At 70.7% G+C, this 22117-nt stretch carries 16 protein-coding genes; 7 read left to right on the top strand and 9 right to left on the bottom strand.

All coding sequences use genetic code 11. The features are described from left to right. Positions 1 to 382 precede the first annotated feature (382 nt). On the top strand, positions 383 to 2509 hold the full coding sequence (locus BR98_RS13425) for an NB-ARC domain-containing protein (RefSeq protein WP_035844664.1): 2127 nt from the start codon (positions 383 to 385) through the stop codon (positions 2507 to 2509). Here the strand turns inward: BR98_RS13425 and BR98_RS13420 are convergent. After that, on the bottom strand, positions 2497 to 4269 hold the full coding sequence (locus BR98_RS13420) for a translation initiation factor 2 (RefSeq protein WP_407639447.1): 1773 nt from the start codon (positions 4267 to 4269) through the stop codon (positions 2497 to 2499). The genes BR98_RS13425 and BR98_RS13420 overlap by 13 nt on opposite strands. Positions 4270 to 4423: 154 nt before the next feature. Between BR98_RS13420 and BR98_RS13415 the strand changes: the two genes are divergently transcribed. Both BR98_RS13415 and BR98_RS13410 read left to right on the top strand, forming a co-directional pair. Then, positions 4424 to 4966, top strand: a complete 543-nt coding sequence (locus BR98_RS13415) for an MOSC domain-containing protein (protein ID WP_035844663.1) — start codon at positions 4424 to 4426, stop codon at positions 4964 to 4966. A gap of 256 nt (positions 4967 to 5222) precedes the next feature. Further along, positions 5223 to 7217 (top strand): APC family permease, encoded by a 1995-nt coding sequence (locus tag BR98_RS13410; RefSeq protein WP_407639526.1) that lies wholly within the window; start codon positions 5223 to 5225, stop codon positions 7215 to 7217. A gap of 23 nt (positions 7218 to 7240) precedes the next feature. On the opposite strand, the gene BR98_RS13405 is transcribed toward BR98_RS13410, so the two are convergent. Then, positions 7241 to 7825 (bottom strand): helix-turn-helix domain-containing protein, encoded by a 585-nt coding sequence (locus BR98_RS13405; protein WP_035844661.1) that lies wholly within the window; start codon positions 7823 to 7825, stop codon positions 7241 to 7243. A 77-nt stretch (positions 7826 to 7902) separates the two neighbouring features. Between BR98_RS13405 and BR98_RS13400 the strand changes: the two genes are divergently transcribed. Next, positions 7903 to 9444 carry an MFS transporter gene (locus BR98_RS13400; protein WP_232247401.1) on the top strand — a complete coding sequence of 514 codons (1542 nt, stop codon included), beginning with the start codon at positions 7903 to 7905 and terminating at the stop codon, positions 9442 to 9444. Positions 9445 to 9451: 7 nt separating this feature from the next. Here BR98_RS13400 and BR98_RS13395 read toward each other — a convergent pair whose 3' ends face one another. Further along, positions 9452 to 10261 carry an alpha/beta fold hydrolase gene (locus BR98_RS13395; RefSeq protein ID WP_035844659.1) on the bottom strand — a complete coding sequence of 270 codons (810 nt, stop codon included), beginning with the start codon at positions 10259 to 10261 and terminating at the stop codon, positions 9452 to 9454. 147 nt (positions 10262 to 10408) lie between these two features. Beyond that, on the bottom strand, positions 10409 to 11527 hold the full coding sequence (locus tag BR98_RS13390) for a family 1 glycosylhydrolase (RefSeq protein WP_051969730.1): 1119 nt from the start codon (positions 11525 to 11527) through the stop codon (positions 10409 to 10411). A 118-nt stretch (positions 11528 to 11645) separates the two neighbouring features. Here BR98_RS13390 and BR98_RS13385 point away from each other — a divergent pair, with 118 nt between their 5' ends. Continuing rightward, on the top strand, positions 11646 to 12278 hold the full coding sequence (locus BR98_RS13385) for a TetR/AcrR family transcriptional regulator (protein WP_035844658.1): 633 nt from the start codon (positions 11646 to 11648) through the stop codon (positions 12276 to 12278). On the opposite strand, the gene glpX is transcribed toward BR98_RS13385, so the two are convergent. From glpX to BR98_RS13360, 5 genes are all read right to left on the bottom strand, one after another. Continuing rightward, the gene (glpX, locus tag BR98_RS13380) at positions 12275 to 13249 is read right to left on the bottom strand and encodes a class II fructose-bisphosphatase (protein ID WP_035852005.1); all 975 of its coding nucleotides are present in this window, start codon (positions 13247 to 13249) and stop codon (positions 12275 to 12277) included. The genes BR98_RS13385 and glpX overlap by 4 nt on opposite strands. After that, positions 13246 to 15192 carry an acetate--CoA ligase gene (gene acs, locus BR98_RS13375; RefSeq protein ID WP_035844657.1) on the bottom strand — a complete coding sequence of 649 codons (1947 nt, stop codon included), beginning with the start codon at positions 15190 to 15192 and terminating at the stop codon, positions 13246 to 13248. Before acs ends, glpX begins: the two co-directional genes overlap by 4 nt. A gap of 56 nt (positions 15193 to 15248) precedes the next feature. Next, positions 15249 to 16094, bottom strand: coding sequence for a carbohydrate ABC transporter permease (locus tag BR98_RS13370; protein WP_051969729.1), 846 nt, complete (start codon positions 16092 to 16094; stop codon positions 15249 to 15251). Continuing rightward, complete coding sequence (locus BR98_RS13365; protein WP_035844655.1) at positions 16094 to 17029, bottom strand: carbohydrate ABC transporter permease; 936 nt, start codon at positions 17027 to 17029, stop codon at positions 16094 to 16096. The genes BR98_RS13370 and BR98_RS13365 overlap by 1 nt, the downstream gene beginning before the upstream one ends. A 125-nt stretch (positions 17030 to 17154) precedes the next feature. Continuing rightward, entirely contained in the window at positions 17155 to 18435 is a 1281-nt protein-coding gene (locus BR98_RS13360) for an extracellular solute-binding protein (RefSeq protein ID WP_035844653.1), read from the bottom strand. Between the two features lie 361 nt (positions 18436 to 18796). On the opposite strand from BR98_RS13360, the gene BR98_RS13355 reads away from it, so the two are divergent. Together BR98_RS13355 and BR98_RS13350 are read left to right on the top strand one after the other, a co-directional pair. Then, positions 18797 to 20785 carry an alpha-galactosidase gene (locus BR98_RS13355; protein ID WP_035844651.1) on the top strand — a complete coding sequence of 663 codons (1989 nt, stop codon included), beginning with the start codon at positions 18797 to 18799 and terminating at the stop codon, positions 20783 to 20785. Positions 20786 to 21073: 288 nt separating this feature from the next. Further along, complete coding sequence (locus BR98_RS13350) at positions 21074 to 22075, top strand: DUF3048 domain-containing protein (RefSeq protein WP_035852002.1); 1002 nt, start codon at positions 21074 to 21076, stop codon at positions 22073 to 22075. Positions 22076 to 22117: the final 42 nt, after the last annotated feature.

Below are 22117 nucleotides of genomic sequence, written 5' to 3'. Positions count from 1 at the left end.
TCGCCGGTCCGCCGCCACGATGGCCGGCGCGCCTTCCACCGCTGGCACCAGCTCGTCTCGCCCGGCACGTCGAAGGCCAATTGCTGCGGGGTGGGGGCGGCCGGTCCGGGCTGAAGGGCCGAGGACATGGTGCGGTCACTCTCCTGGTGAGGGTGTTCGGGGGTGCGGTCTGCGCCGCAGGGAAAGGCGGTGCCCCGCCGCAGGGGCGGCGGGGCACCGGGTCAGGCGAATAGGGCTAGCTGGCCGGCGGGTTCGGCGAGATTGCGGCGGACGCTGCGCCGGGCCGCATGTGGCGGTACCAGGTGCGCTGCTCGATGAACTCCTCGGCAGCCGAGGGTGCTGTCGATCCGTCATGCGTGTGGTGAGGGCGTAGGGTTGCGGGGTGGCGGAGGAGACGTACAACAGCGTGGGCGGCCAGGCGCAGGTGGGGGCGGTCGTCCAGGCCCGGACCATCAACGAGCTGCACCAGCACATGCACGCGGCACCCGCGCCGGAAGCCCCGACGCCTTATCAACTCCCCCCGGCACCCTCCTATTTCGCCGATCGCCAGGCGGAGCAGGAGCGGATCCTGCGGGCCGCCGGAAGCCACCAGGGCCAGGGCGGACCGCTGGTGGTCGCCATGACCGGGATCGGCGGGGTCGGCAAGACCGCCCTGGGGTTCCACGTCGCGCGCCGGCTCAGCGAGGACTTCCCCGACGGTGTGCTGTACGTGGATCTCGACGACCTGCGCCGGGACGGCGCGGTGGAGGTCGCCGACGCCCTGGCGGAGTTGCTCGGCGGTCTCGGCGTCGCACCGGAGTGGCTGCAGCGTTCCTACGCCGGCCGGGCGAAGCAGTACTGGACCCGCACCCGCGAGCAGCGTCTGCTCGTGGTGATCGACAACGCCCGGTACGGCACCGAGGCCGTACCGCTGCTGCCCGCGTCCGCCCGGAGCCTGGTGATCGTGACCAGCCAAGGACAGCTCTACGACCTGGACGGCGTGGCGACGGTCGAGGTGCCGATGAGCCCGCTGGCCGCGGACGAAGCGGTCGAGCTGCTGCGGCACATCGTGGACGATCCCCGGCTGGCCGCGGAACCGGCGGCACTGGCGGACCTCGCTCACGGCTGCGGCGGTCTGCCCGCCGCGCTCCAGGTGGCCGGCCAGTGGATCCGCAAGTACCGTCGGCGCAGCCTGAGTCGACTGGTCGCCGAGCTCGGCGCGGAGCTGCGCGAGAAGGGCATCCCGATGGTGGAGGCGGTGTGGGACGCCGCGCACGCGGGGTTGGGACCGGAGGCCGCGCTGCTCTACCGGCTGTTGCCGCAGCTGCCAGGGCCGGCCGTCACCACCTCGACTGCCGCCGTGCTGCTGGGCGCTGGACTGCTGCCGGCCGAGGACGCGCTGGAGGAGCTGGAGGCGGCCGGTCTGCTCGAGAGCAGGGCCGAGGGCTACCGGATGCACGACCTGCTGCGCGGTCACGCCGAGCGCCGAGCACACCAGGCTGACGCCGACGCCGACGCCGACGCCGACGCCGACTCCGGCGGGGTGGAGCGGAGCGCGGCGCGGCGCCGGCTGGTCCGCTGGTACCGGCGCCAGGCCGCCCGGGCCGACCTGCTCGCGGCCGGCCCGCGCATGACGTTCGCGGTGTCCGAACCGCCGCTCCCGGAGGTTCCCGACGTCGAGTTCAGCGGCAAGGCGGATGCGCTGCGCTGGCTGGAGTCGCAGCGCCTGGCCCTGTACGGCTGCGTCCGACTGGCCTTCGACTCCGGGTGGTACGAGGACACGGTGGCGCTGTGCGAACCGCTCTGGACGCACTTCCTCGACCACCAGCACTACGCGGACGTCACGGACGCCTTCCGAGCCGGGGTGGCCGCCGCCGACGCCCTGGAGGAGCTGCCCGCCATGGTCCGGATGCGGTGCCAGCTGGCTCGGCCACTGTGGGAGCAGGAGCAGTACGAGGAGGCCGGGGCGCAGCTGCGGCACGCGCTGCATGCGGCCGAGGCCCTCGGCGACACCGAACCGGAACGCAAACTACGGGCCTCGGCACTGGAGTTCCACGGCCTGCTGAAGCTCGCCCAGGGCCAATGGGCCGATGCCGCCGCCGACTTCGAGGTCTCTCGACAGCAGCACCTGGCGATCGGCAACGCCTACGGCGTCCTGCTCCAGACCTACCAGCTCGGCAAGGCCGCCCTGGGCGCTGCCGACTACCAGCGGGCCGCCGAACTGCTCGGCGAGGCCCACCGGATGGCGCGCGAGCAGCAGCGGGAACGGATGACCGCGCGGACCGGCTTCGAACTGGCCCGCGCGCTGCGCCGGGGCGGGCGCCTCGCGGAGGCGGCACCGCTGGCCCGGGCCGCGCTGGCGAGCGCCCGGGAACGGGGCTCGACCACCGACGAGGTGCGCGTTCTGGCGGAGCTGGCCCGCCTGGCGGACGATGCCGGGCAGGGCGTCGAGGCCGAGGAGTACCGGACGGCGGCCAGCGCGCTGACCGAGCGCTTCGGCGGCCTGCCGGCGAGCGATCAGAGCTCGTAGTCGAGGTCTTCTTCGTCTGCCTCGGCCAGTTCCACCTGGACGGTCAGCGGGCCGAGTTCGCAGCTGAGCGAGGCCGAGGCCGGCGGGACCCAGCCGGGGTTGGCGCCGAGCCAGGCATGGACGGCCGAGACGACAGCGGCCGGGTCCACCCGCCGGACCCGCCCATCCGCTCGGCAGGATTCGATCCGCAGGCTGAGCAGCCCGGCACGGCGGTGCCTGAGCAGGCAGCGCTCCGAAGTGAGGATCGCCGCCGCCGTCCGGCATCCCGGGGCCTCGTCGAGTATCCGAGCCGTCCAGCCGGCGGCCGTCCAACTGCTCGCATGCGGTGCGCGAGCGTCGGGGTCGGCCCGGGTCCACAGCACCGCTGCGCTCTGGAGCTGGCGCGGGCCGGCCTGCGGATAGGCGGCGGCCAGATGATGGACGGCGCTGGACGTGTCGCAGGGGAACCGCTCGATGACGATCCGTCGGCCGGCCGGCTGGGCCCGCACGGCAAGCGCGGTGGGCTGCTGGGGCGTGGTGGTCGGCAGGGGGAAGGGGTGCGGCGCCACCGGAACAGCTCGCGACCGGAGCCCGAGCAGCCGGTACAACTCGCGGCGCAGGTGCGGCAGCGAGCGGCCCGGCAGGGCGAATGCCGCGTCGGCCGATGCGCGGACGTCCGTGGCTCGGGCCGCCTCGAGTGCTTCCGGTAGGCTCGCCGGCCCGGTCAGCCGGGGTGCCCGGGCCAGCAGCCCGGCCATCGGGCTGCCGGCCATGAGCTCGCTGCCACCGTCGTAGGCGCCGATGACCGGCCGACCGGCGGCTGCGGCGTAGAGCGCGGTGGAGCCGTGGTCGGTGATCACGGCGTCGGCCGCGACCAGCAGCGCGGCCCACTCCTCGTGCGGCCGGGCCAGCAGGAGTCCGGCGCGCAGCGCCGGTGCGAGCTGCCGGGAGAGGTCGAAGGAGCCGGTCCGGCTGAACTCGTTGGGGTGCAGCACGAGTCCGAACTGGTAGGCGTCGACGGGCAGGGCGGTCAGTAGGGCGAGCGGCAGCTCGGGGCGCCTGGCCAGCAGGGACTCCGGCCCCCAGGTGGAGGTCATGACGATCAGTCGGCGCTCACCGGTGCCCAGGGCGGCGCGGTGGCTGTCCCGCGCGGTGAGCGAGCGGAGCAGGCGGTCCAGCGTCGGATCGCCCACGACGGTGGCCCGGGCCGCGGCGGGCGGGCAGGACTCGGTCAGCCGCGCGAGCTGGTCACCGTGTGCCAGCGCGTGCAGGGCGGCCAGCGGTTCGCCGTCGGCGAGCAGGTAGTGCGGGTCGAGGCCGGACGGGATGCGGGGCGAACCCTCGCCGCTGATCGCCTTGTTGAACCCCGCGCCGTGGGGGAGCAGGACCCGGGGGCCGGACAGCGCCCACAACGCGCCCTTCGGGCTGGCGCTCAGCACCAGGTCGTGGGGGCGCCGGCAGGCCTCCTCCCAACTCAGGCAGCGGGCGCCGGAACGCTCCAGGGCCGCGAGGGCGTCCAGGTCGAACTCGGAACCGGGCACCAGGGTGAAGCGGGTGGTGATGCGGGTGTCACCCTCGAAGACCGGCAGCGCGTCGAGAAGCCGGTGCAGCGCGCCAGCCGACCGAACGGCCAACAGGACGGTCCGCTGCCCGCTGCCCGCTGCCCGCTGCCCGCTGCCCGCTGCCCGCTGCCCGAAACTCTCTACTTTAGCAGAGGCGCCCTGCGGGAGGCCGGTGCGCTGGTCCAGCTCAGCGGACTCACCAGGGCTCCCGTGCGGCATAGCGTTGATCGTACCGGCGGTGCGCGAGCGCGCTCTCAACTCTCCAGCTCGGCGGGTCGGCGGCTCGGTCCAGCAGCGCCCGGCGCTCCGGTGGCAGAGGCCCCTCGAGTTAGGCTCGGGGCGAACCATCGCTTCAGAAACGGGGGCCGCGGGCATGGGTGGGGCGGTAACGGCAGTCAGCAGCAACGGCGAGTACTCGTTCAGCAAACCCAACCGGGCCTTCATCACCTTGCTCGCCGGGCTCGGTGTGGCGGGCGATGTGCACGCCGGCGTCACGGTCAAGCACCGCTCACGCGTCGCGCAGGACCCCACCCAACCGAACCTGCGTCAGGTTCACCTCATTCACCAGGAGCTCTTCGCCGAAGTCGGCGAGGCGGGGTTCGAGGTGAGGCCCGGTGAGCTCGGCGAGAACATCACCACCAGCGGCATCGACCTGCTCGGCCTGCCCGTGGGGACACTGCTGCGGATCGGCGACGAGGCGGTCGTGGAGGTCACCGGTCTGCGCAACCCCTGCCTGCAGATCGACAACTTCCAGGACGGGCTGCTGAAGCGGGTCGTCGGGCGGGACGAGGTGGGGAACATCGTGCGCAAGGCCGGAATCATGAGCGTTGTCCGGGTGGGCGGCGTGGTGCGTCCCGGCGACACCATCACGGCGGAGCTCCCGCGCCCGCCGCACCGGCCGCTCGAACGGGTCTGAGTCGGTCAACTTGTCCGCTTTGATGGCGTTATGTGATCGTAGCTGCGCATCTTGACGATGTCTTAACGGCGAGCGCCCAAGGGCCCGCTCAGGCGTCCGCATCTCGCGCATGACCTGCGGAAACGGGAGGCTTCGGCGGCTCCGGATGGCTCGGGAGGCGGCGGGTGAGGCCGTTTCCTTAACGCTTTTGCGTCCTACGCTCGCGCTTGTGTTCAACGTGCCTTCGGCGCTCAAGCGCCTTGTGATCGGTAAAGCCATGCGCAGCGAGGAGCTGGGCGAGACCCTGCTGCCCAAGCGTCTCGCACTGCCGATCTTCGCTTCCGACCCGCTCTCCTCGGTGGCCTACGCCACCGAGGAGATCCTGCTGGTGCTCACCGTGGGTGGCACCGCCTTCCTGTACCTGACGCCGTGGATCGCCGCGGCCGTGGTGGCGCTGATGGCGGTCGTCGTCCTGTCCTACCGGCAGGTGGTGCACGCCTACCCGGGCGGTGGCGGCTCCTACGAGGTGGTGACGCGCAACCTCGGCGCCCGGGCGGGCCTGGTGGTGGCCGCCTCACTGATGGTCGACTACGTGATGACGGTGGCCGTCTCGGTCGCCTCCGGCGTGGACAACATCATCTCGGCCTTCCCCGGGCTGGGGGACTACCGGGTCGCGATGGCGATCGCCTTCGTGGTGATCCTGGCCGCGATGAACCTGCGCGGGGTGCGGGAGTCCGGCAAGGCCTTCGCCGCGCCGACCTACCTGTTCATCTTCGGCATCTTGCTGATGATCGTCACCGGCTTCATCAAGATGATCTTCGGGCACCCGCCGGTGGCGTCCAGCGCCCAGTACTCGATCCTGCCGACCGACCACAACGGCAGCCTCGCCGGGATCGCGCTGATCATGCTGGGTCTGAAGGCCTTCGCCTCCGGCTGCACCGCGCTCACCGGTGTGGAGGCGATCTCCAACGGCGTGCCGGCCTTCCGAAAGCCGAAGTCGAAGAACGCGGCCAGCACGATGGCCGTGATGGGCGTCACCGCGGTGGTGATGTTCATCGGCATCACCGCCCTGGCCCTGATCGCCAAGGTGCACAAGACCGACGACACCTGCCAGTTGGTGGGCTACGCCGGCGACTGCCACACCGCCTCGCAGCCGACCGTGATCGCCCAGCTGGCCTCCTCGATCTTCGGCGGCGACCACAGCATCCTGTTCTACTTCATCCAGGCGGCGACCGCGCTGGTGCTGATCCTGGCCGCGAACACCGCCTTCAACGGGTTCCCGCTGCTCGGCTCGATCCTGGCCCAGCACCGCTACCTGCCCCGGCAGTTCCACACCCGCGGCGACCGACTGGCCTTCTCCAACGGCATCATCGCGCTGGCCGTGGTGAACGTCCTGCTGCTGTGGGGCTACAAGGCGAACGTGAACAACCTGATCCACCTCTACATCCTGGGTGTGTTCACCTCCTTCACGCTCTCCCAGATCGGCATGGTCCGGCACTGGAACGAGGTGCTGGGCACCGAGAGCGACCCCAAGGTGCGGGCGGCGGCCCAGCGTTCGCGGGTGATCAACGCCTTCGGCGCCTTCACCACCGGCCTGGTCTTCGTGATCGTGATGGCCACCAAGTTCACCGAGGGCGCCTGGCTGGCGGTGCTCGCCGCGATCGTGCTCTTCGCGATGATGCGCGGGATCCGCAAGCACTACGACTCGGTCTCCGAGGAGTTGGCGATCGAGGACCCGAAGGCGGAGTCGGTGCGCCCGTCGAAGGTGCACGGCATCGTGCTGGTCTCCAAGCTGCACAAGCCGACGCTGCGGGCGATCGGGTACGCGGAGGCGTTCCGGCCCGACGTCCTGGAGGCGGTCAGCGTCGCGGTGGAGAAGGAGTCCACCGAGGAACTGAAGGCGCAGTGGGAGGAGTTCGACATCCAGGTGCCGCTCAAGGTGCTGGACTCGCCGTACCGCGAGATCACCAAGCCGGTGGTCGGCTATGTGCGCGACGTCCGCCGCGGCAGCCCCAGGGACGCGGTGGCGGTGTTCATCCCGGAGTACGTGGTCGGCCACTGGTGGGAGCACCTGCTGCACAACCAGTCCGCCCTGTGGCTGAAGAGCCGGCTGCTCTTCACCCCGGGTGTGATGGTGATCAGCGTGCCCTGGCAGCTCTCCTCCGCGCCGCGCGCCGACCACCCGGCCCGCCGGGCCCCCGGCTCGGTCCGTCGCGGCGAGCCGAGGCGCAACGTCGACCTGGCGCCGGAGCCGGACCAACTCCGGAGCTGACAAGGTCCGGAGCTGACGATCCGTCAGGTGCGGGGCTTCGCGCGGACGTGGATGCGTTCCCCCTGCCGCCCGAAGAGGCTGAGCACCTCGACCGGCCGCCCGTCGGCGCTGCCGAACCAGTGAGGTAGCCGAGTGTCCCACTCGGCTACCTCGCCCGGTCCGAGGATCAGATCGTGCTCGGCGAGGACCAGCCGCAGTCGGCCGTCCAGCACGTAGAGCCACTCATAGCCCTCGTGGGTCCGGAGCTCCGGCTCGGTACCCCGGTCAGGGATGAGCATCTTGTACGCCTGGAGCGGCCCCGGGCCCCGGGTCAGCGGCACGGCGGTACCGCCGTGCGCCATGGCGCGGGGCGTCATCCGTACCCGAGGATCACCCACCTCGGGCGCGCCGACCAGGTCGTCCAGCGGCACCTGGTACGCACCGGCCAGCGGCAGCAGCAGTTCCAGGCTCGGGCGGCGCTGGCCGGACTCCAGCCGGGACAGGGTGCTCTTGGAGATGCCGGTCGTCTCGGAGAGCGCGGCCAGGGTCAGGCCGCGCTTGGCGCGCAGCCGTCGGAGCCGGGGCGCGACCTCGTCCAGGACCGCTTGGTACGGCGGTGTTTCGTCCATGCGGGCATTCCACTCCGCTGTCCCGGAAATGGCAACAGAAGTTGCTGCTGCCATCCGTGGGGTGGACGCTCCTCGGCATGAGCCCACAACGATTCCGCGCCCGGACTTCCCCGCACGCCGGCACCGACCTCGCCGGCACCGACCTGGTGACGCCCCGGATGCCCTCGCCCCGGTGGGCGCTGGCCGGCCTCTCGCTGTCCATGCTGCTGTCCTCGCTCGGCACCAGCATCGCCAACGTCGCCCTGCCCACGCTGGCCCAGGTGTTCGGCGCCTCCTTCCAGCAAGTCCAGTGGATCGTCCTGGCCTACCTGCTCGCCATCACCACGCTGATCGTCAGCGTCGGAAAGCTCGGTGACCTCATAGGCCGCCGACGGCTGCTGCTGGCCGGAATCTCCCTGTTCACGGCGGCCTCGGTGCTGTGCGGCGTCGCCCCCACGCTCTGGCTGCTGATCGCCGCCCGGGCGGCGCAGGGCCTCGGCGCGGCCGTCATGATGGCCCTGACCATGGCGTTCGTCGGCGAGACCGTGCCGAAGGAGCGGACCGGCAGCGCGATGGGGCTGCTCGGCACCATGTCCGCGATCGGCACCGCGCTCGGTCCGTCGCTGGGCGGCGTGCTGATCGCCGGACCGGGCTGGCGGGCGGTCTTCCTGGTCAACGCCCCGCTGGGGGTGCTGACCCTGCTGCTCGCGCACCGCTACCTGCCCGTCGACCGGCGCGAGCCCAGAGCCGAGCGGGTCCGTTTCGACACGGTGGGCACGGTGCTGCTCGCGCTGACCCTCGCGGCGTACGCACTCGCCATGACCCTGGGGCGCGGCAGTTTCGGTGCGGTCAACACGGCCCTGCTGGTGGCTGCCGCCCTGGGCGCGGTTCTCTTCGTCCGGGCCGAGGCCAGGGTGGCCGCACCGCTGATCCGGTTGGCCATGTTCCGCGACCGGGCGCTGAGCGCGAGCCTCGCCATGAGCGCGCTGGTCTCGACGGTGATGATGGCGACCCTGGTGGTCGGGCCGTTCTACCTCTCCCGTGGGCTGGGGCTCCAAGCGGCGCTGGTCGGGCTGGTCCTGTCGGCGGGTCCGCTGGTCGCCGCGCTGACGGGGGTGCCGGCCGGCCGCATCGCGGACCGCTTCGGCGCCCACCGCATGACCGTCCTCGGGCTCACCGCGATCGCGGCCGGCTCGCTCGTCCTGTCGCTGACGCCGCTGAGGTTCGGAATCCTCGGCTACCTCGCGCCGATCGTGGTCGTCACCGCCGGCTACGCGGTGTTCCAGACGGCCAACAACACCGGCGTCATGACGGACGTCCCCCCGGACCGACGGGGCGTCACCTCCGGTCTGCTCAACCTGTCGCGCAATCTCGGGCTGATCACCGGAGCATCCGTGATGGGCGCCGTGTTCGCACTCGCCTCGGCGACCACCGACGTCAGCACGGCGCATCCCGCGGCCGTGGCCACCGGTATGCGGGTCACCTTCGCCGTCGCGGCGGTGCTGATCGCCGTCGCGCTCGCCCTGGCGGTGGGCAGCCGCGCGCGAAGCGGGAGTGCCCAGGGCCGCGAAGCGGGAGGTGCCCAGGGCCGCGAATCGGGAGGTGACCAGGGCGAGGGCGCCGAACGGCCCACCAGCTGACCCGTGTTCAACTCCGTTTCGCGTTGGCCGCCGCGACCAGCACCTCGGCGATCCGCGCGGGCTGCTGCACCAGGGCGACGTGCCCGGCGTCCGGCACCGTCACCATGGTGACCTGCGGGCAGGCCCGCAGCCCCTGGGCCTCCGCCACGGTGAGCCCGATGTCGTCCCGGTCGCCGCGGACCACCCAGGCCGACGCGCCCGACGCACAGAGCCGGTCGACCAGCGAACGGTGCTGGTCCAGGTAGCTGTAGTAGTTCCGGACCAGCAACCGGCAGAACCCCGGGTCGTTGTTGCCGAGGTCCGCCGAGAGCGCGTCAGCGCGCTCCGGCGGGAACTCCTTGCGCATCGCGCTCGGCAGCGCCTTGATCATCACCGTCCAGGCCAGCGCCCCCAGGCCGGGCACCCGGCCCACCGAGTTCAACACACCCAGGAACTTCGCCTCGTCCCCACGGGAGAAGGTCGGCGACAGCAGCACCACCGGCCCGGAGAAGGTCCCGGCCGCCACCATCTCGATCGCCACGTTCGCTCCGTAGCTGTGCCCGACCACCACGTCACAGCCGGCCTCGGTGGCGAACTCGCCCATCAGCCGGGCGTAGTTCTCGATCGTCGGATTCCGTGGCGGGGGCGTGCGGCCGAACCCCGGCAGCGTCACGGCCACCATGCCGAGTCGGGCCTGAGCCAACGCGGGCTCGGCCATCAGATCGGCGTAGAACTCCGTCGTGCACATCCCGCCGGGCAGCATCAGCAGTCGGTGCTCGGCATCCTCGGGACCAGCCCGGCGGATGTCCCAACCCGTGCGCCCGTTCTCGGTGCTCATGCAGCACAGCCTGGGTCCGCCGCCCGAGCCGGGCAACCACCGTGCTCCGGACGCGGCGTGTCGCTGCGCGTCAGGCCCGGCGTATCCGACAAGCCCCGGCGTATCCGTCAGGCCACGGCCTATCCGCGTCGGGCCACGGCGTGTCCGTCAGGCCCCGACACAGGGCAGCGGCAGGACGCGGTCGGCGGCGATCCGGCCGAGCCACCGGGCGGACGGCCGGGGCGCGCGGATGAAGGTCTCCGGGTCGACGGCGATCAGCCCGTGGGCGGGGCGGTGGGTGGACCACGCGTGGCTGTCGAGGGCGCTCCAGTGGAAGTAGCCGCGGATGTCGACGCCGTCCGCGAGCGCGGCGGCCAGGTCCTGGAGCGCCCGGGCGGTGTGCTCGATCCGGTGGGTGTCGTCGGCGGTGGCGACGCCGTTCTCGGTGACGATCATCGGTAGCTCGCCGACCACCTCGGCGGTGCGGCGCAGCGCCTGCCCAAGTGCGGTGCGCTGGTAATCCCAGCCGTTGAGGGCGGGCGGCGGGGGCGGTCCGTCGGGGCCGATCGGCAAGGCGGTGCAGACCTGGACGCCGATCCAGTCGTCCTCGCGGGCCGCCCTCAGGAAGGCCTCGTTGCGGCCGGTCACGGACCAGCCGACCTGGACGTCCGGGGAGATCTCCTTGATCGCGGCAACTGCCTGCCGGTGGGCGCGGATCAGGGTGTCGGCGACCTTGTCGGTGGCCTTGTCGGTGAGGTCTTCGGTGCCCTCGTCGGTGCTGAGTGCGGCGACGGTGTCGGGCTCGTTGATGGTGCAGACGTGCTGGACGTCGCTGCCGATGATCGGTGCCGTGGCGGCCACGTACCGGGCGAAGCGGTCGGCCGCCGCCTCGGCGGTCCAACCGCCCTGGTCGGCGAACCAGCGGGGGAGGGTGAAGTGCTGCAGGGTGACCAGGGGCCGCAGACCTCGTTCGAGCGCGCCTTCGACCATCCGCCGGTAGTGCGCGAGCGCGGCCCGGGAGAAGTGGCCGGGTGCGGGTTCGATCCGGGCCCACTCGATGCTGAACCGGTAGTCGGTGAAGCCGAGTTCGGCCAGTAGGTCCATGTCCACCGGCCAGCGGTGGTAGCTGTCGGCAGCATCGCCGCTGGGCCGGTGGGTCGCGCCGCTGCGGTGCTCCAGCTGCCACCAGTCGCTGTTGGTGTTGCCGCCCTCGGTCTGGTGGGCGCAGCTCGAGGCGCCGAACAGGAAGCGGCTGGGCAGGAGCAGACCCCTGGTACGGGACAGCATGGTGGGGACCTTTCGGGCGGTGCGGGCGGTGGTGGGGACCGCCTTCCGTCCACGGTAAATCTAGAAACTTAGTGTGTCGAGGTTTTAGCGAGGTCTTGTGTGGAGCTACAGTGCTGCGGTGAGCACCCGTGGTCCCCGCGGCCCCTACGCCAAGAGCGCCGCCAAGCGGAAACTGATCCTCGACGCCGCGCTCGCGGCCTACGCGCAGGCCGGCAGTCGAGGCGTCTCGGTCCGGGACATCGCCGAACGCGTGGGTCTGACGGACGCGGGAGTACTCCACCACTTCGGCAGTCGTGAGGCCCTGCTCACCGCCGTCCTCGAAGCCCGCGACATCGCCGACGCCGAGACCTACGGCGAGGAGGGCGTGCTCTGGCGCGCCGACCTGCTGGCGAAGAACGTCGACACCCCCGGCCTGGTCAAGCTCTTCGTCGACCTCGCCGCAGCCGCCGCCGAGCCCGGGCACCCGGCACACGCGTTCTTCGAGGAGCGCTACCGGAACCTGCGGCTGCAGCTGGCCGCAGCCCTGATCGCCGGACCGCCCGCGTCCGTGGTCCCCACTCCGCAGAGCCGGCCGGCGGACGCCGACTGGGCGGCCAGGATGCTGCTGGCCGCGACCGACGGCCTGCAGCTGCAGTGGCTGCTGGAGCCGTCGATCGACATGGCCGGGGACCTCGCCCGGCTGCGCGACCTCCTGATCGAGGCCATCCACCCACCCGCTGACGGGGACCAGGGCGAGGCCGGAACTCCCTAGCTGAGCCTGTGGGTGGAGTCGATCTGGCGGATGGTGCCGCTCTTGGAGCGCATCACCAGGGAGCTGGTGGTGGCGGTCTCCTGGCGGTAGTGGACGCCGCGCAGCAGTTCGCCGTCGGTGATGCCGGTGGCGACGAAGAACACGTTCTCGCCGCTGACCAGGTCGTTGGTGCTGAGCACCCGGTCGAGGTCGTGGCCGGCGTCCAGGGCCTTCTGCTTCTCGGCCTCGTCCTTGGGCCACAGGCGGCCCTGGATGACGCCGCCCATGCAGCGCACGGCGCAGGCGGCGATGATGCCCTCGGGGGTGCCGCCGACGCCCATCAGCAGGTCGATGCCGGTGCCCTCGCGGGCGGCCATGATGGCTCCGGCCACGTCGCCGTCGGAGATGAACTTGATCCGGGCGCCCGCCTCGCGGATCTCCCGGACCAGCTCCCGATGGCGCGGCCGGTCCACCAGGACGACGGTGACGTCCTCGACGGCACTGCCCTTGGCCTTGGCGACCCGGCGGATGTTGACGGCGGCGGGGGCGGTGATGTCGACGTAGTCGGCGGCCTCGGGGCCGCAGACCAGCTTGTCCATGTAGAAGACGGCGCTGGGGTCGAACATGGTGCCGCGGTCGGCCACGGCGAGTACCGCGACGGCGTTGTTCATGCCCTTGGCGGTCAGCGTGGTGCCGTCCACCGGGTCCACGGCGACGTCGCACTCGGCGCCGGTGCCGTCGCCGACCCGCTCGCCGTTGTAGAGCATCGGGGCTTCGTCCTTCTCCCCTTCACCGATGACGACGACGCCGCTCATCGACACGGTCGCGAACATCGACCGCATCGCTCGGACGGCCGCGCCGTCGGCGCCGTTCTTGTCGCCACGGCCGACCCAGCGGCCGGCCGCCATGGCCGCTGCCTCGGTGACCCGGACCAGCTCCAGGGCGAGGTTGCGGTCCGGGCGTACGAGGAGCTCCTGCTGACGGAGTGTCACGAGGTTCCTCGCTGCTGGGACTGGATGAGGTTCATGACGGTGGAGTCGGCGAGGGTGGTGGTGTCGCCGACTTCGCGGCCTTCGGCGATGTCGCGCAGCAGGCGGCGCATGATCTTGCCGGAGCGGGTCTTCGGCAGTTCGCTGACGACCTTGATCTGCTTGGGCTTGGCGATCGGGCCCAGGGTCTTGCCGACGTGGTCGCGCAGTTCGGCGATCAGCTCGGGGCTGTCGGTGGCGGTGCCGCGCAGGATGACGAAGGCGACGATGGCCTGTCCGGTGGTGGCGTCGGTGGCGCCGACGACGGCGGACTCGGCGACGGCCGGGTGGCCGACGAGGGCGGACTCGACCTCGGTGGTGGAGATGTTGTGGCCGGAGACGAGCATGACGTCGTCGACGCGGCCGAGCAGCCAGATGTCGCCGTCCTCGTCCTTCTTCGCGCCGTCGCCGGCGAAGTAGCGGCCGGGGAAGCGGGACCAGTAGGTGTCGATGTAGCGCTGGTCGTCGCCCCAGATGGTGCGCAGCATGGAGGGCCACGGCTCGGTGAGGACGAGGTAGCCGCCGGAGCCGTTGGGCACCTCGTTGGCTTCGTCGTCGACGACGGTGGCGGCGATGCCGGGCAGGGCGCGTTGGGCGGAGCCGGGCTTGGTGGCGGTGACGCCGGGCAGTGGACTGATCATCATGGCGCCGGTCTCGGTCTGCCACCAGGTGTCGACGATGGGCGTCTTGTTGGCGCCGATGTGCTCGCGGTACCAGATCCACGCCTCGGGGTTGATCGGCTCCCCGACCGAGCCGAGGATGCGCAGCGAGGACAGGTCGAACTTGGCGGGGATGTCGTCTCCCCACTTCATGAACGTGCGGATCGCGGTGGGCGCGGTGTAGAGGATGGTGACCTTGTACTTCTGGATGATCTCCCAGAAGCGGCCCTGGTGGGGGGTGTCGGGGGTGCCTTCGTAGATGACCTGGGTGGCGCCGTTGGCGAGGGGGCCGTAGACGATGTAGGAGTGGCCGGTCACCCAGCCGATGTCGGCGGTGCACCAGTAGACGTCGGTCTCGGGCTTGAGGTCGAAGACGGCGTGGTGGGTGTAGGCGGCCTGGGTGAGGTAGCCGCCGGAGGTGTGCAGGATGCCCTTGGGCTTACCGGTGGTGCCGGAGGTGTAGAGGATGAACAGCGGGTGTTCGGCGTCGTGTGCCTGGGGGGTGTGCTCGGTGGACTGGCGGGCGACCGTCTCGTGCCACCACACGTCGCGGCCCTTGGTGAAGGAGATGTCCTGGCCGGTGCGGCGGACCACCAGCACGTGTTCGACCTGGGGGCACTTGGCCAGGGCCTCGTCGATGGCGGGCTTGAGGGCGGTGGGCTTGCCGCGGCGGTGGCCGCCGTCGGCGGTGATGACGAGTTTGGCGTCGGCGTCCTGGATGCGGGAGGCGACGGCATCGGCGGAGAAGCCGCCGAAGACGACGGAGTGGGCCGCGCCGATGCGGGCGCAGGCGAGCATCGCGACGACGGCCTCGGCGATCATCGGGAGGTAGATCGCCACGCGGTCGCCCTTGGTGACGCCGAGTTCGAGCAGGGCGTTGGCGGCCTGGGAGACCTCGTCCTTGAGCTGGGCGTAGGTGATGGAGCGGCTGTCGCCGGGTTCGCCCTCGAAGTGGATGGCGACGCGGTCGCCGTTGCCGGCCTCGACGTGGCGGTCGACGCAGTTGTACGCGACGTTCAGGGTGCCGTCGGCGAACCACTTGGCGAACGGCGGGTTGGACCAGTCCAGGGTCTGGGTCGGCTCGACGGCCCAGTCGAGGCGGCGGGCCTGCTCGGCCCAGAAGCCGAGGCGGTCCTGGGACGCCTGGGTGTAGGCGTCCGCGGTGACGTTGGCGGCCGCGGCGAGTTCTGCGGGCGGGGCGAAACGCCGCTCCTCCTTGAGCAGGTTGGCCAGGCTCTCGTTGCTCAACGCACATTCCTCATCAGTGAAGTGACTATCCATCAGTTGTACGGGCAGCCGGTCGGCTACTTCACCGACCCGGCGGTCAGTCCGGAGACCACCTGGCGCTCGATGAAGGCGAACAGCACCACCACCGGCAGGATGGCGACCACCGAGCCGGCGAACAGGTAGTTCCACTGCACCGTGTAGTTGCCGATGAAGCTGTTGATGCCCACGGTGAGCGGCTGGTTCTCGGGGACGGTGGAGAGGGTCAGGCCCATCACGAACTCGTTCCAGGCCGAGATGAAGGTGAAGATCACCGCGGTGACCACGCCCGGCAGCGCCAGCGGCAGCACGACCCGGCGCAGCGCACCCAGCCGCCCGAGCCCGTCGATCATCGCGGCCTCCTCCAACTCCACCGGGATGGAACCGATGTAGGCGGTGAGGATCCAGACCGCGAAGGCCAGGTTGAACGCGGCGTTGCACAGGATCAGCGTCCAGACCGAGTTGAGCATGTCGAGCTGGTAGAACTCGCGGTAGAGCCCGACCAGCAGTGAGGTCGGCTGGAACATCTGGGTGACCAGCACGAGCAGCAGGAAGAACCTGCGGCCGCGGTACTTGATCCGCGCCGTGTAGTACGCCGCCGGAAGTGCGACCAGCAGCGCCAGCAGCGTGGAGCCGCCGGCCACCAGCAGGGTGACCCGCAGGTTGTCGCCCAGCGTCGAGTCGCGCCAGACGTCGATGAAGTTGGACCAGGCGAAGTGCTCCGGCAGGTAGCTGGGGTCGCGCAGCTCGTCGGCCGGGCGCAGTGCGGTGACCACCATCTCCAGGTACGGCAGCAGGAAGGCCGCCGCCAGCAGCCAGGCGGTCGCCGCGACGAGCACCGTGCGCGGCCGCAACCTCGGCTTGGTGGGCTTGATGTGACGGCTCATCAGCTCTCCTCCTCGTTCCAGCGGCTGACCTTGAGGAAGACCAGGACGAGCAGTACGACCAGGGCGAAGTTGACCACGGACATGGCGGCGGATTCGCCGATGTCGGTGCTCTTCAGCTGGTACATGAAGACGGTGGTGGTGGCGGTGGCGCTGCTCGGGCCGCCCTGGGTCATGCCCCAGATGATGGGGAACGAGTTGAAGACGTTGATCAGGTTGATCACCACGCCGACCAGGAAGGCCGGGCGCAGCAGCGGCAGCGTGATCCGCAGGTAGGTCTGCCAGGTTGACGCTCCGTCGACCCTGGCCGCCTCGTACACCTCGCCGGGCACGGTCTGCAGGCCGGCCAGCAGGGTGTAGGTGGTGAACGGCAACGAGACGAAGACGGCGACGAACATCATCCAGGGCCAGGCGGTACCGGGCCGGCCGAGCCAGTCCTGCGGGCCGTCGATCAGGCCGAGGTCGGTCATGGCGGTGTTGAGCACGCCGGCGGTCTGGTTGAGCATCCACTTGAAGCCGATGGCGGTCATCAGCACGGACGCCGCCCAGGGGGCGATCAGCGCCCAGCGGGTCAGTCGCCGGCCCGGGAAGTGCTGGTTGAACAGCTGGGCCAGGGCCAGCGACAGGACCATGGTCAGGCCGACCACGACCACGGTCCAGATCACGGTGGCGAGCAGCACGTGGCCGAGGTCGGTCTCGCCGAACAGCTTGCGGTACTTGTCCAGTCCGGCCGAGCCGCGGACGAATCCGCTGGTGCTGATCCGCAGGACCGAGGTGTGGACCATCTCGTAGACGGGCCAGAGCACGACCAGCAGGATCAGCAGGACGGCCGGACCGATCCAGGGCAGCGGGCCCAGCCCGCTGAGGCTCGAACGCCTGCTGGGTGCTGTGCCCCGGCGGGCCCTGGAGGCCCTGGGAGTGGCGGAGTTGGGGGACACGGGTGGTGCCTTCCGTGTGTGTGCGGCAGTGCCTGCCGGGCGGCCGGCGAGGTGCGGGTGCGGGGACGAGCAGGAGGGAGGCCGGCGCCGGCTGGACGGCCGGCACCGGTGGCGGTCGGCGCCTGCTACTTGTCGGCCGCGGCGTCCTGGGCCTTCTTCTGCAGGTCGCCGAGCACCTTGGCCGGGTCACCCGCCACGGCGGTGCCGATGCTCTTCTTGATCTCGGCGGAGACGGCGTCCCAGCTGGTGTCGCCCAGCGGGTAGAAGGAGGCGCCCGGCAGCAGCGCGAAGAACGGCTCGAGGTCCTTGTGCTTGCCGTTGCTGGTCATGTCGCCGAGGGTGTCCTGAGTGACCGGCATCAGGTTGTAGAGCTCGTCGAACTTCTCCGTGTTCTCCTTGGAGTACGCGAAGTCGAAGAAGGCCTTGATCTGGTCCTTGTGGCCGTTCTTCTTGAAGGCCATCATCCAGTCGGCCACGCCCAGCGTGGACTTGAGCGCACCGGCCTTGCCCGGGATCGGCGCGACGGCGTAGTCCACCTTGCCGTCCTTGGCCATCTGGATCAGCGACGGGTGTCCATTGAGCATCGCGGCCTTGCCGGCGGCGAAGTCCGCGAAGGCGGTCTTGCGGTCGGTGCTGGCCGGGTTGGCGTAGGTCAGGCCGGGGTCGACCAGGTTGGCCTTGAGCCAGCTGAAGGTGTCAGTGTTGGCCTGACTGTTGAGCGCGTACTTGCCGCCGGCGTCGGTGATGCCGCCGCCGTTGCCCAGTTCCCACATCATGCTCTCGCCCTGCGCCTCCTCGGGGCCGAGCGGCAGCGCGTACGGCGTGACGCCGGGGACCTTGGCCTTGATCAGGGCGGCGTCGGCCTTGACGTCGTCCCAGGTCTTGGGGGCCTCGGTGATGCCGGCCTGGGCGAAGATCGCCTTGTTGTAGAAGAAGGCGCGGGCGGAGGAGACGAAGGGGATGCCGTACTGGGTGCCGTCGACCTCGCCGGCCTTGGCGAAGGAGTCGATGAAGGAGCCCCGGGTGGTCAGCGAGAGCACGTCGTTGGCGGGGTAGAGCAGCTTGTCGGCGACCTTGTCGGCGTAGCCGCCGGTCTGCAGGACGTCGGGCACGTTGCCGCTCTGGATCATCGTCTTGACCTGCTTGTCGATGTCGTTCCAGTTGATCACCTGGACATCGACCTTGATGTTCGGGTTGGCCGCCTCGAAGCCCTTGACCAGGTCGTTCCAGTACAGCGTCGAGCTGTTGGAGGCCTTGTCGCCGTAGTCCGCCGCGACCAGCTTGAGGGTCACCGGCGCACCGGCGGCACTGCCCTTTCCGCCGCCCCCGCCCCCGCCACCGCAGGCCGTGAGCGCGAGAGCGCTGATCGCGCAGACCGCCGAGATACCGAGTACGCGCTTGTTCATTGCGGTTACCGCCTTCGTGCCGTCGAACCTGGAGCCTGATGCTCAATCCTGCGCGGAATCTGCGAGTTTCAATCAGTTCCGAGCGGAGCCTTGCCGTGCCGCGAAGTATTCACCAGGGGCACGGGTAGGTCCAGATGCCGTTATGGGACCGTTGCGATCGCACCGCTCTGAGCGAATGTGCGCGTTACGGTTGACTACAGAGCACGAACGCGCAGATCATGTGACCCACTCGCCAGGCTTGCCTGCCCCCGACCCGGCCGGTTCGGCAACCCCACACGCCGACAGCCCATGGCGAGTCCGCGCCGGCGGCCGTCAGCTCGTCCGGCCCGGCAGCCACCCTCGCCCGAAGGAGCCAACCCCCGTGGCAATCAGACCGCTCCGCAGACCCCTGCTCGCCGCGCTGACCGTGGCGCTGCTCCCCGCCGGCTGCCTGCTCGGCACCGGATCGGCCGTCGCCAACGACGGCGTCACCCAGTCGGCCGCCAACTACTCGTCGGCGGCCACCCCGAACACGCCCCTGGCCGCCGTGCCGCCGATGGGCTTCAACAACTGGTCGCGCGCCACCTGCACGCCGCAGGCGCCGCTGGACGGCTCCAACCGGCTCAACTACTCGTTCCAGCAGTACATGGAGGACAACGCCAAGGGCCTGGCGGACTCCGGTCTGATCAACGCCGGCTACAAGAGCATCACGGTCGACGACTGCTGGATGTACCGCAACAGCTCCGGCTACCTGCACGGTGGGCTCAACTGGGGCGGCGCCACCGACGTCCGCGACGCCACCAGGCAGCCCGGTTTCGACTACGAGCTGACCGCCTACGGCGACTACCTGCACAGCCTGGGCGCCAAGTTCGGCATCTACGAGACCTCCGGCACGCACACCTGCAGCACCGCGACGCCGACCTCGCCCAACCTGCCCAACGGCAGCGAGGACCACGAGCAGGTCGACGCCAACTCCTTCGTCTTCTGGGGCGTCGACGAGCTCAAGTACGACAACTGTGGCGCCCAGCTGCCCATCCCGACGCTGGACGCGCGGATGTCCGGCGCCCTGAACACGGCGGTCACCAACGCCAACAACGCGGGCACCCCCACGCCCAACGTGATGTTCAACATCTCGGCCCCCGCCGGCTACGGGAACGGCTCGACCAAGTTCGGCGCGATGAACACGGTCCGCTCGCTCGGCCAGCTGTGGCGGGTGGGCCCGGACATCTGGAACTACGGTGACGGCAAGGACCCGTGGAACGTCCCGCTGTCCGGCTACAACTTCGGTGCCTACCAGAGCTTCGACAACTCCCTCGAGCTCAGCCGCTACCAGGGTCCCGGCAACTGGAACGACGCCGACATGCTGCTGATCGGCGACAACGGCATGACCACCGCCGAGGAGCGCAGCCAGCTGGCGCTCTTCTCCTCGCTGGCCGCGCCGCTGGTGATCTCCACCGACGCCCGCAAGTTCGAGCCCTCCTACATCGCCGCGCACCCGAGCGAGGCCGCGCACCTGAACGCCTCGGTGGCGATCCTCGGCAACTCCGAGGTCATCGCGGTCGACCAGGACCCGCTGGGCGCCGGCGGCTACCGGCTGACCGGCGGCGGTGCCAACAGCGACGGCACGCCGGCCGCGAGCAGCGGCATCGACGTGGTGGTCAAGCCGCTGGCCGACGGCAGCCGATCCGTCGTCGTGCTCAACAAGGGCGCCTCCAGTGCCAGTTACACGCTCTCGCTGTCGGCCCTCGGCTTCAGCACCGGCGGCTGCGGCTATGACGTGCGCGACCTGTGGGCGCACAGCACCAGCAGCTCCACCGGCTCGGTGCCGCTGACCATCGGCTCGCACGACAACGCGATGCTGAAGATCACCCCGCAGAACGGCTGCGGCACCGTCACCCCGCGCGGCCAGATCACCGCCTCCCGCGACACCTGGGGCAAGGCCTCGCTCTGCCTGGACAACTACCGTTCCGGCACCGGCACCAACAACCCGGTCGACCTGTGGCCGTGCAGCGGCGGCTCCAACCAGCAGTGGCAGCCGAACGCGGACGGCTCCGTCCAGCTGCTGCAGACCGGTACCTCGAACCTCTGCCTGACCGCGCAGAGCGGCACCACCACCGGCGTGGTCAATGGCCAGTCCGGTCAGTGGGCCGGGGTCGCACCCTGCGGCTCCGCCCCGGGATACCAGACCTGGACCTACACCCGGGACGGCAACCTGAAGCTGGCCGGCACCACCAAGTGCCTGGACGTCTACCTGGGTGCGACCACCACCAACGGTCAGCCGGTCGACCTGTACGACTGCGGCGCCTCGCCGAACGCCGTCCAGACCAACCAGACCTGGGCGGTCCCCTTCAGCGCCCCGCCCGCGTCCTGACCGGACCACCCTTGGGGAGGCCCGCGGCGCCAACCGGCGCCGCGGGCCTCCCGCACGTCCGCTTCCCGTACCCATGACATCCAGCAGAGGTCAGCCGCCGGGCGGAACACGATGCGGGGAGGAGAAGGTGGCGTTGCGATCGGGTCGCGGTGTGGGGGAATCGTAGGGGGTTCGTTAGGCGGCGGACCGTTCGCTGGGCGGCGAGCCGCGAAACCAGGACCGCGAAACCACGACCGCGAAACTAGGATGAGGGGATCAACCGGGCCGGCCCCGGAGGTGAACCCGGTCATGGCGCAGAAGCTCGAAGGCAGCCCCGCTCGTGCGAGCAGGGGCCGGGCGGTCCTCGCCGCCACCAGTGCGATGCTGCTCGCCCTCGTCGTCGCAGGCTGCGGCGCCCACCATCCGGTCGCCAAGCCGTCACCCGGCGGGGGCACCTCGCCGCTCACCGGGCTGCCGGGGGAGGCCGGCCGGATCCTTGCCGTCAAGATCGACAACATCGTCAACGCCCGACCGCAGACCGGGGTGAACGCGGCCGACGTGGTCTACGCGATCGAGGTCGAGGGCGGCATCGCACGCTTCCTGGCGATCTACGACTCCAACCACCTGCCCGCCGGCGACAGCATCGGTCCGGTGCGCAGCGCCCGGGAGAGCGACCTGCCGATCCTCCAGCAGTACGGCAAGGTCGACTTCGCCTACTCCGGCGCCCTGACCAAGTTCCTGCCGGTGCTGGCCGCGGCGGACGTCTACAACGCCTCCCCGGACCAGGCCGCCAACGCCTACGTCCGCAGCCAGTCCAGGGTGGCGCCGTTCAACCAGTACGTGGCGCCCTCGGGCATCCTGCGCGACTTCCCGAACGCCGCACCGGCCAAGGACATCGGCTTCCGGTTCGGCGCGGCGCCGGCCGGCGGCGTCCCCACCGACTCGTACAGCGCGCGGATGCCCGCCGCATCGTTCACCTTCAGCTGGTCGCCGGCCCAGGGCAAGTACCTGGTGGCCCTGGACGGCAAGCCCGGGCAGACCACCGACGGGGGACAGCTGGGCGCACCGACGGTCGTCGTCCAGAAGGTGGCCGAGACCACCTCGCCGCGCGGCTTCGAGGACGATCCGGGCGTGCCCTCCCCGTACGCGCCGACCGTCGGCAGCGGCGCCGCCGTCTTCCTTCGCGACGGCAAGGCCTACACCGGCAGCTGGTCACGGCCCGACCCGGGCAGCGGGACCACCTTCAGCTACGCGGGGCAGCCGATGCCCTTCCACTCCGGGCAGGTCTGGGTGATCCTGGAACCGGCCTGACCTGGCTTGCCCAGGGGTGACCCGGTCTGCGTCGGGCCGCGC

The sequence above is a fragment of the Kitasatospora azatica KCTC 9699 genome (assembly GCF_000744785.1).
Taxonomy (GTDB): Bacteria; Actinomycetota; Actinomycetes; order Streptomycetales; family Streptomycetaceae; genus Kitasatospora; species Kitasatospora azatica.
The sequence above is the reverse complement of the archived record's forward strand: the minus strand, read 5'-3'. Positions and strand labels throughout refer to the sequence as shown.

Bases quoted from the DNA above. Each gene is read 5' to 3' on its own strand.
- BR98_RS13420 (WP_407639447.1), bottom strand. From the start codon at position 4,269: ATGCCGCACGGGAGCCCTGGTGAGTCCGCTGAGCTGGACCAGCGCACC.
- BR98_RS13415 (WP_035844663.1), top strand. From the start codon at position 4,424: ATGGGTGGGGCGGTAACGGCAGTCAGCAGCAACGGCGAGTACTCGTTC.
- BR98_RS13410 (WP_407639526.1), top strand. From the start codon at position 5,223: ATGCGCAGCGAGGAGCTGGGCGAGACCCTGCTGCCCAAGCGTCTCGCA.
- BR98_RS13405 (WP_035844661.1), bottom strand. From the start codon at position 7,825: ATGGACGAAACACCGCCGTACCAAGCGGTCCTGGACGAGGTCGCGCCC.
- BR98_RS13400 (WP_232247401.1), top strand. From the start codon at position 7,903: ATGAGCCCACAACGATTCCGCGCCCGGACTTCCCCGCACGCCGGCACC.
- BR98_RS13395 (WP_035844659.1), bottom strand. From the start codon at position 10,261: ATGAGCACCGAGAACGGGCGCACGGGTTGGGACATCCGCCGGGCTGGT.
- BR98_RS13390 (WP_051969730.1), bottom strand. From the start codon at position 11,527: ATGCTGTCCCGTACCAGGGGTCTGCTCCTGCCCAGCCGCTTCCTGTTC.
- BR98_RS13370 (WP_051969729.1), bottom strand. From the start codon at position 16,094: ATGAGCCGTCACATCAAGCCCACCAAGCCGAGGTTGCGGCCGCGCACG.
- BR98_RS13360 (WP_035844653.1), bottom strand. From the start codon at position 18,435: ATGAACAAGCGCGTACTCGGTATCTCGGCGGTCTGCGCGATCAGCGCT.
- BR98_RS13350 (WP_035852002.1), top strand. From the start codon at position 21,074: ATGGCGCAGAAGCTCGAAGGCAGCCCCGCTCGTGCGAGCAGGGGCCGG.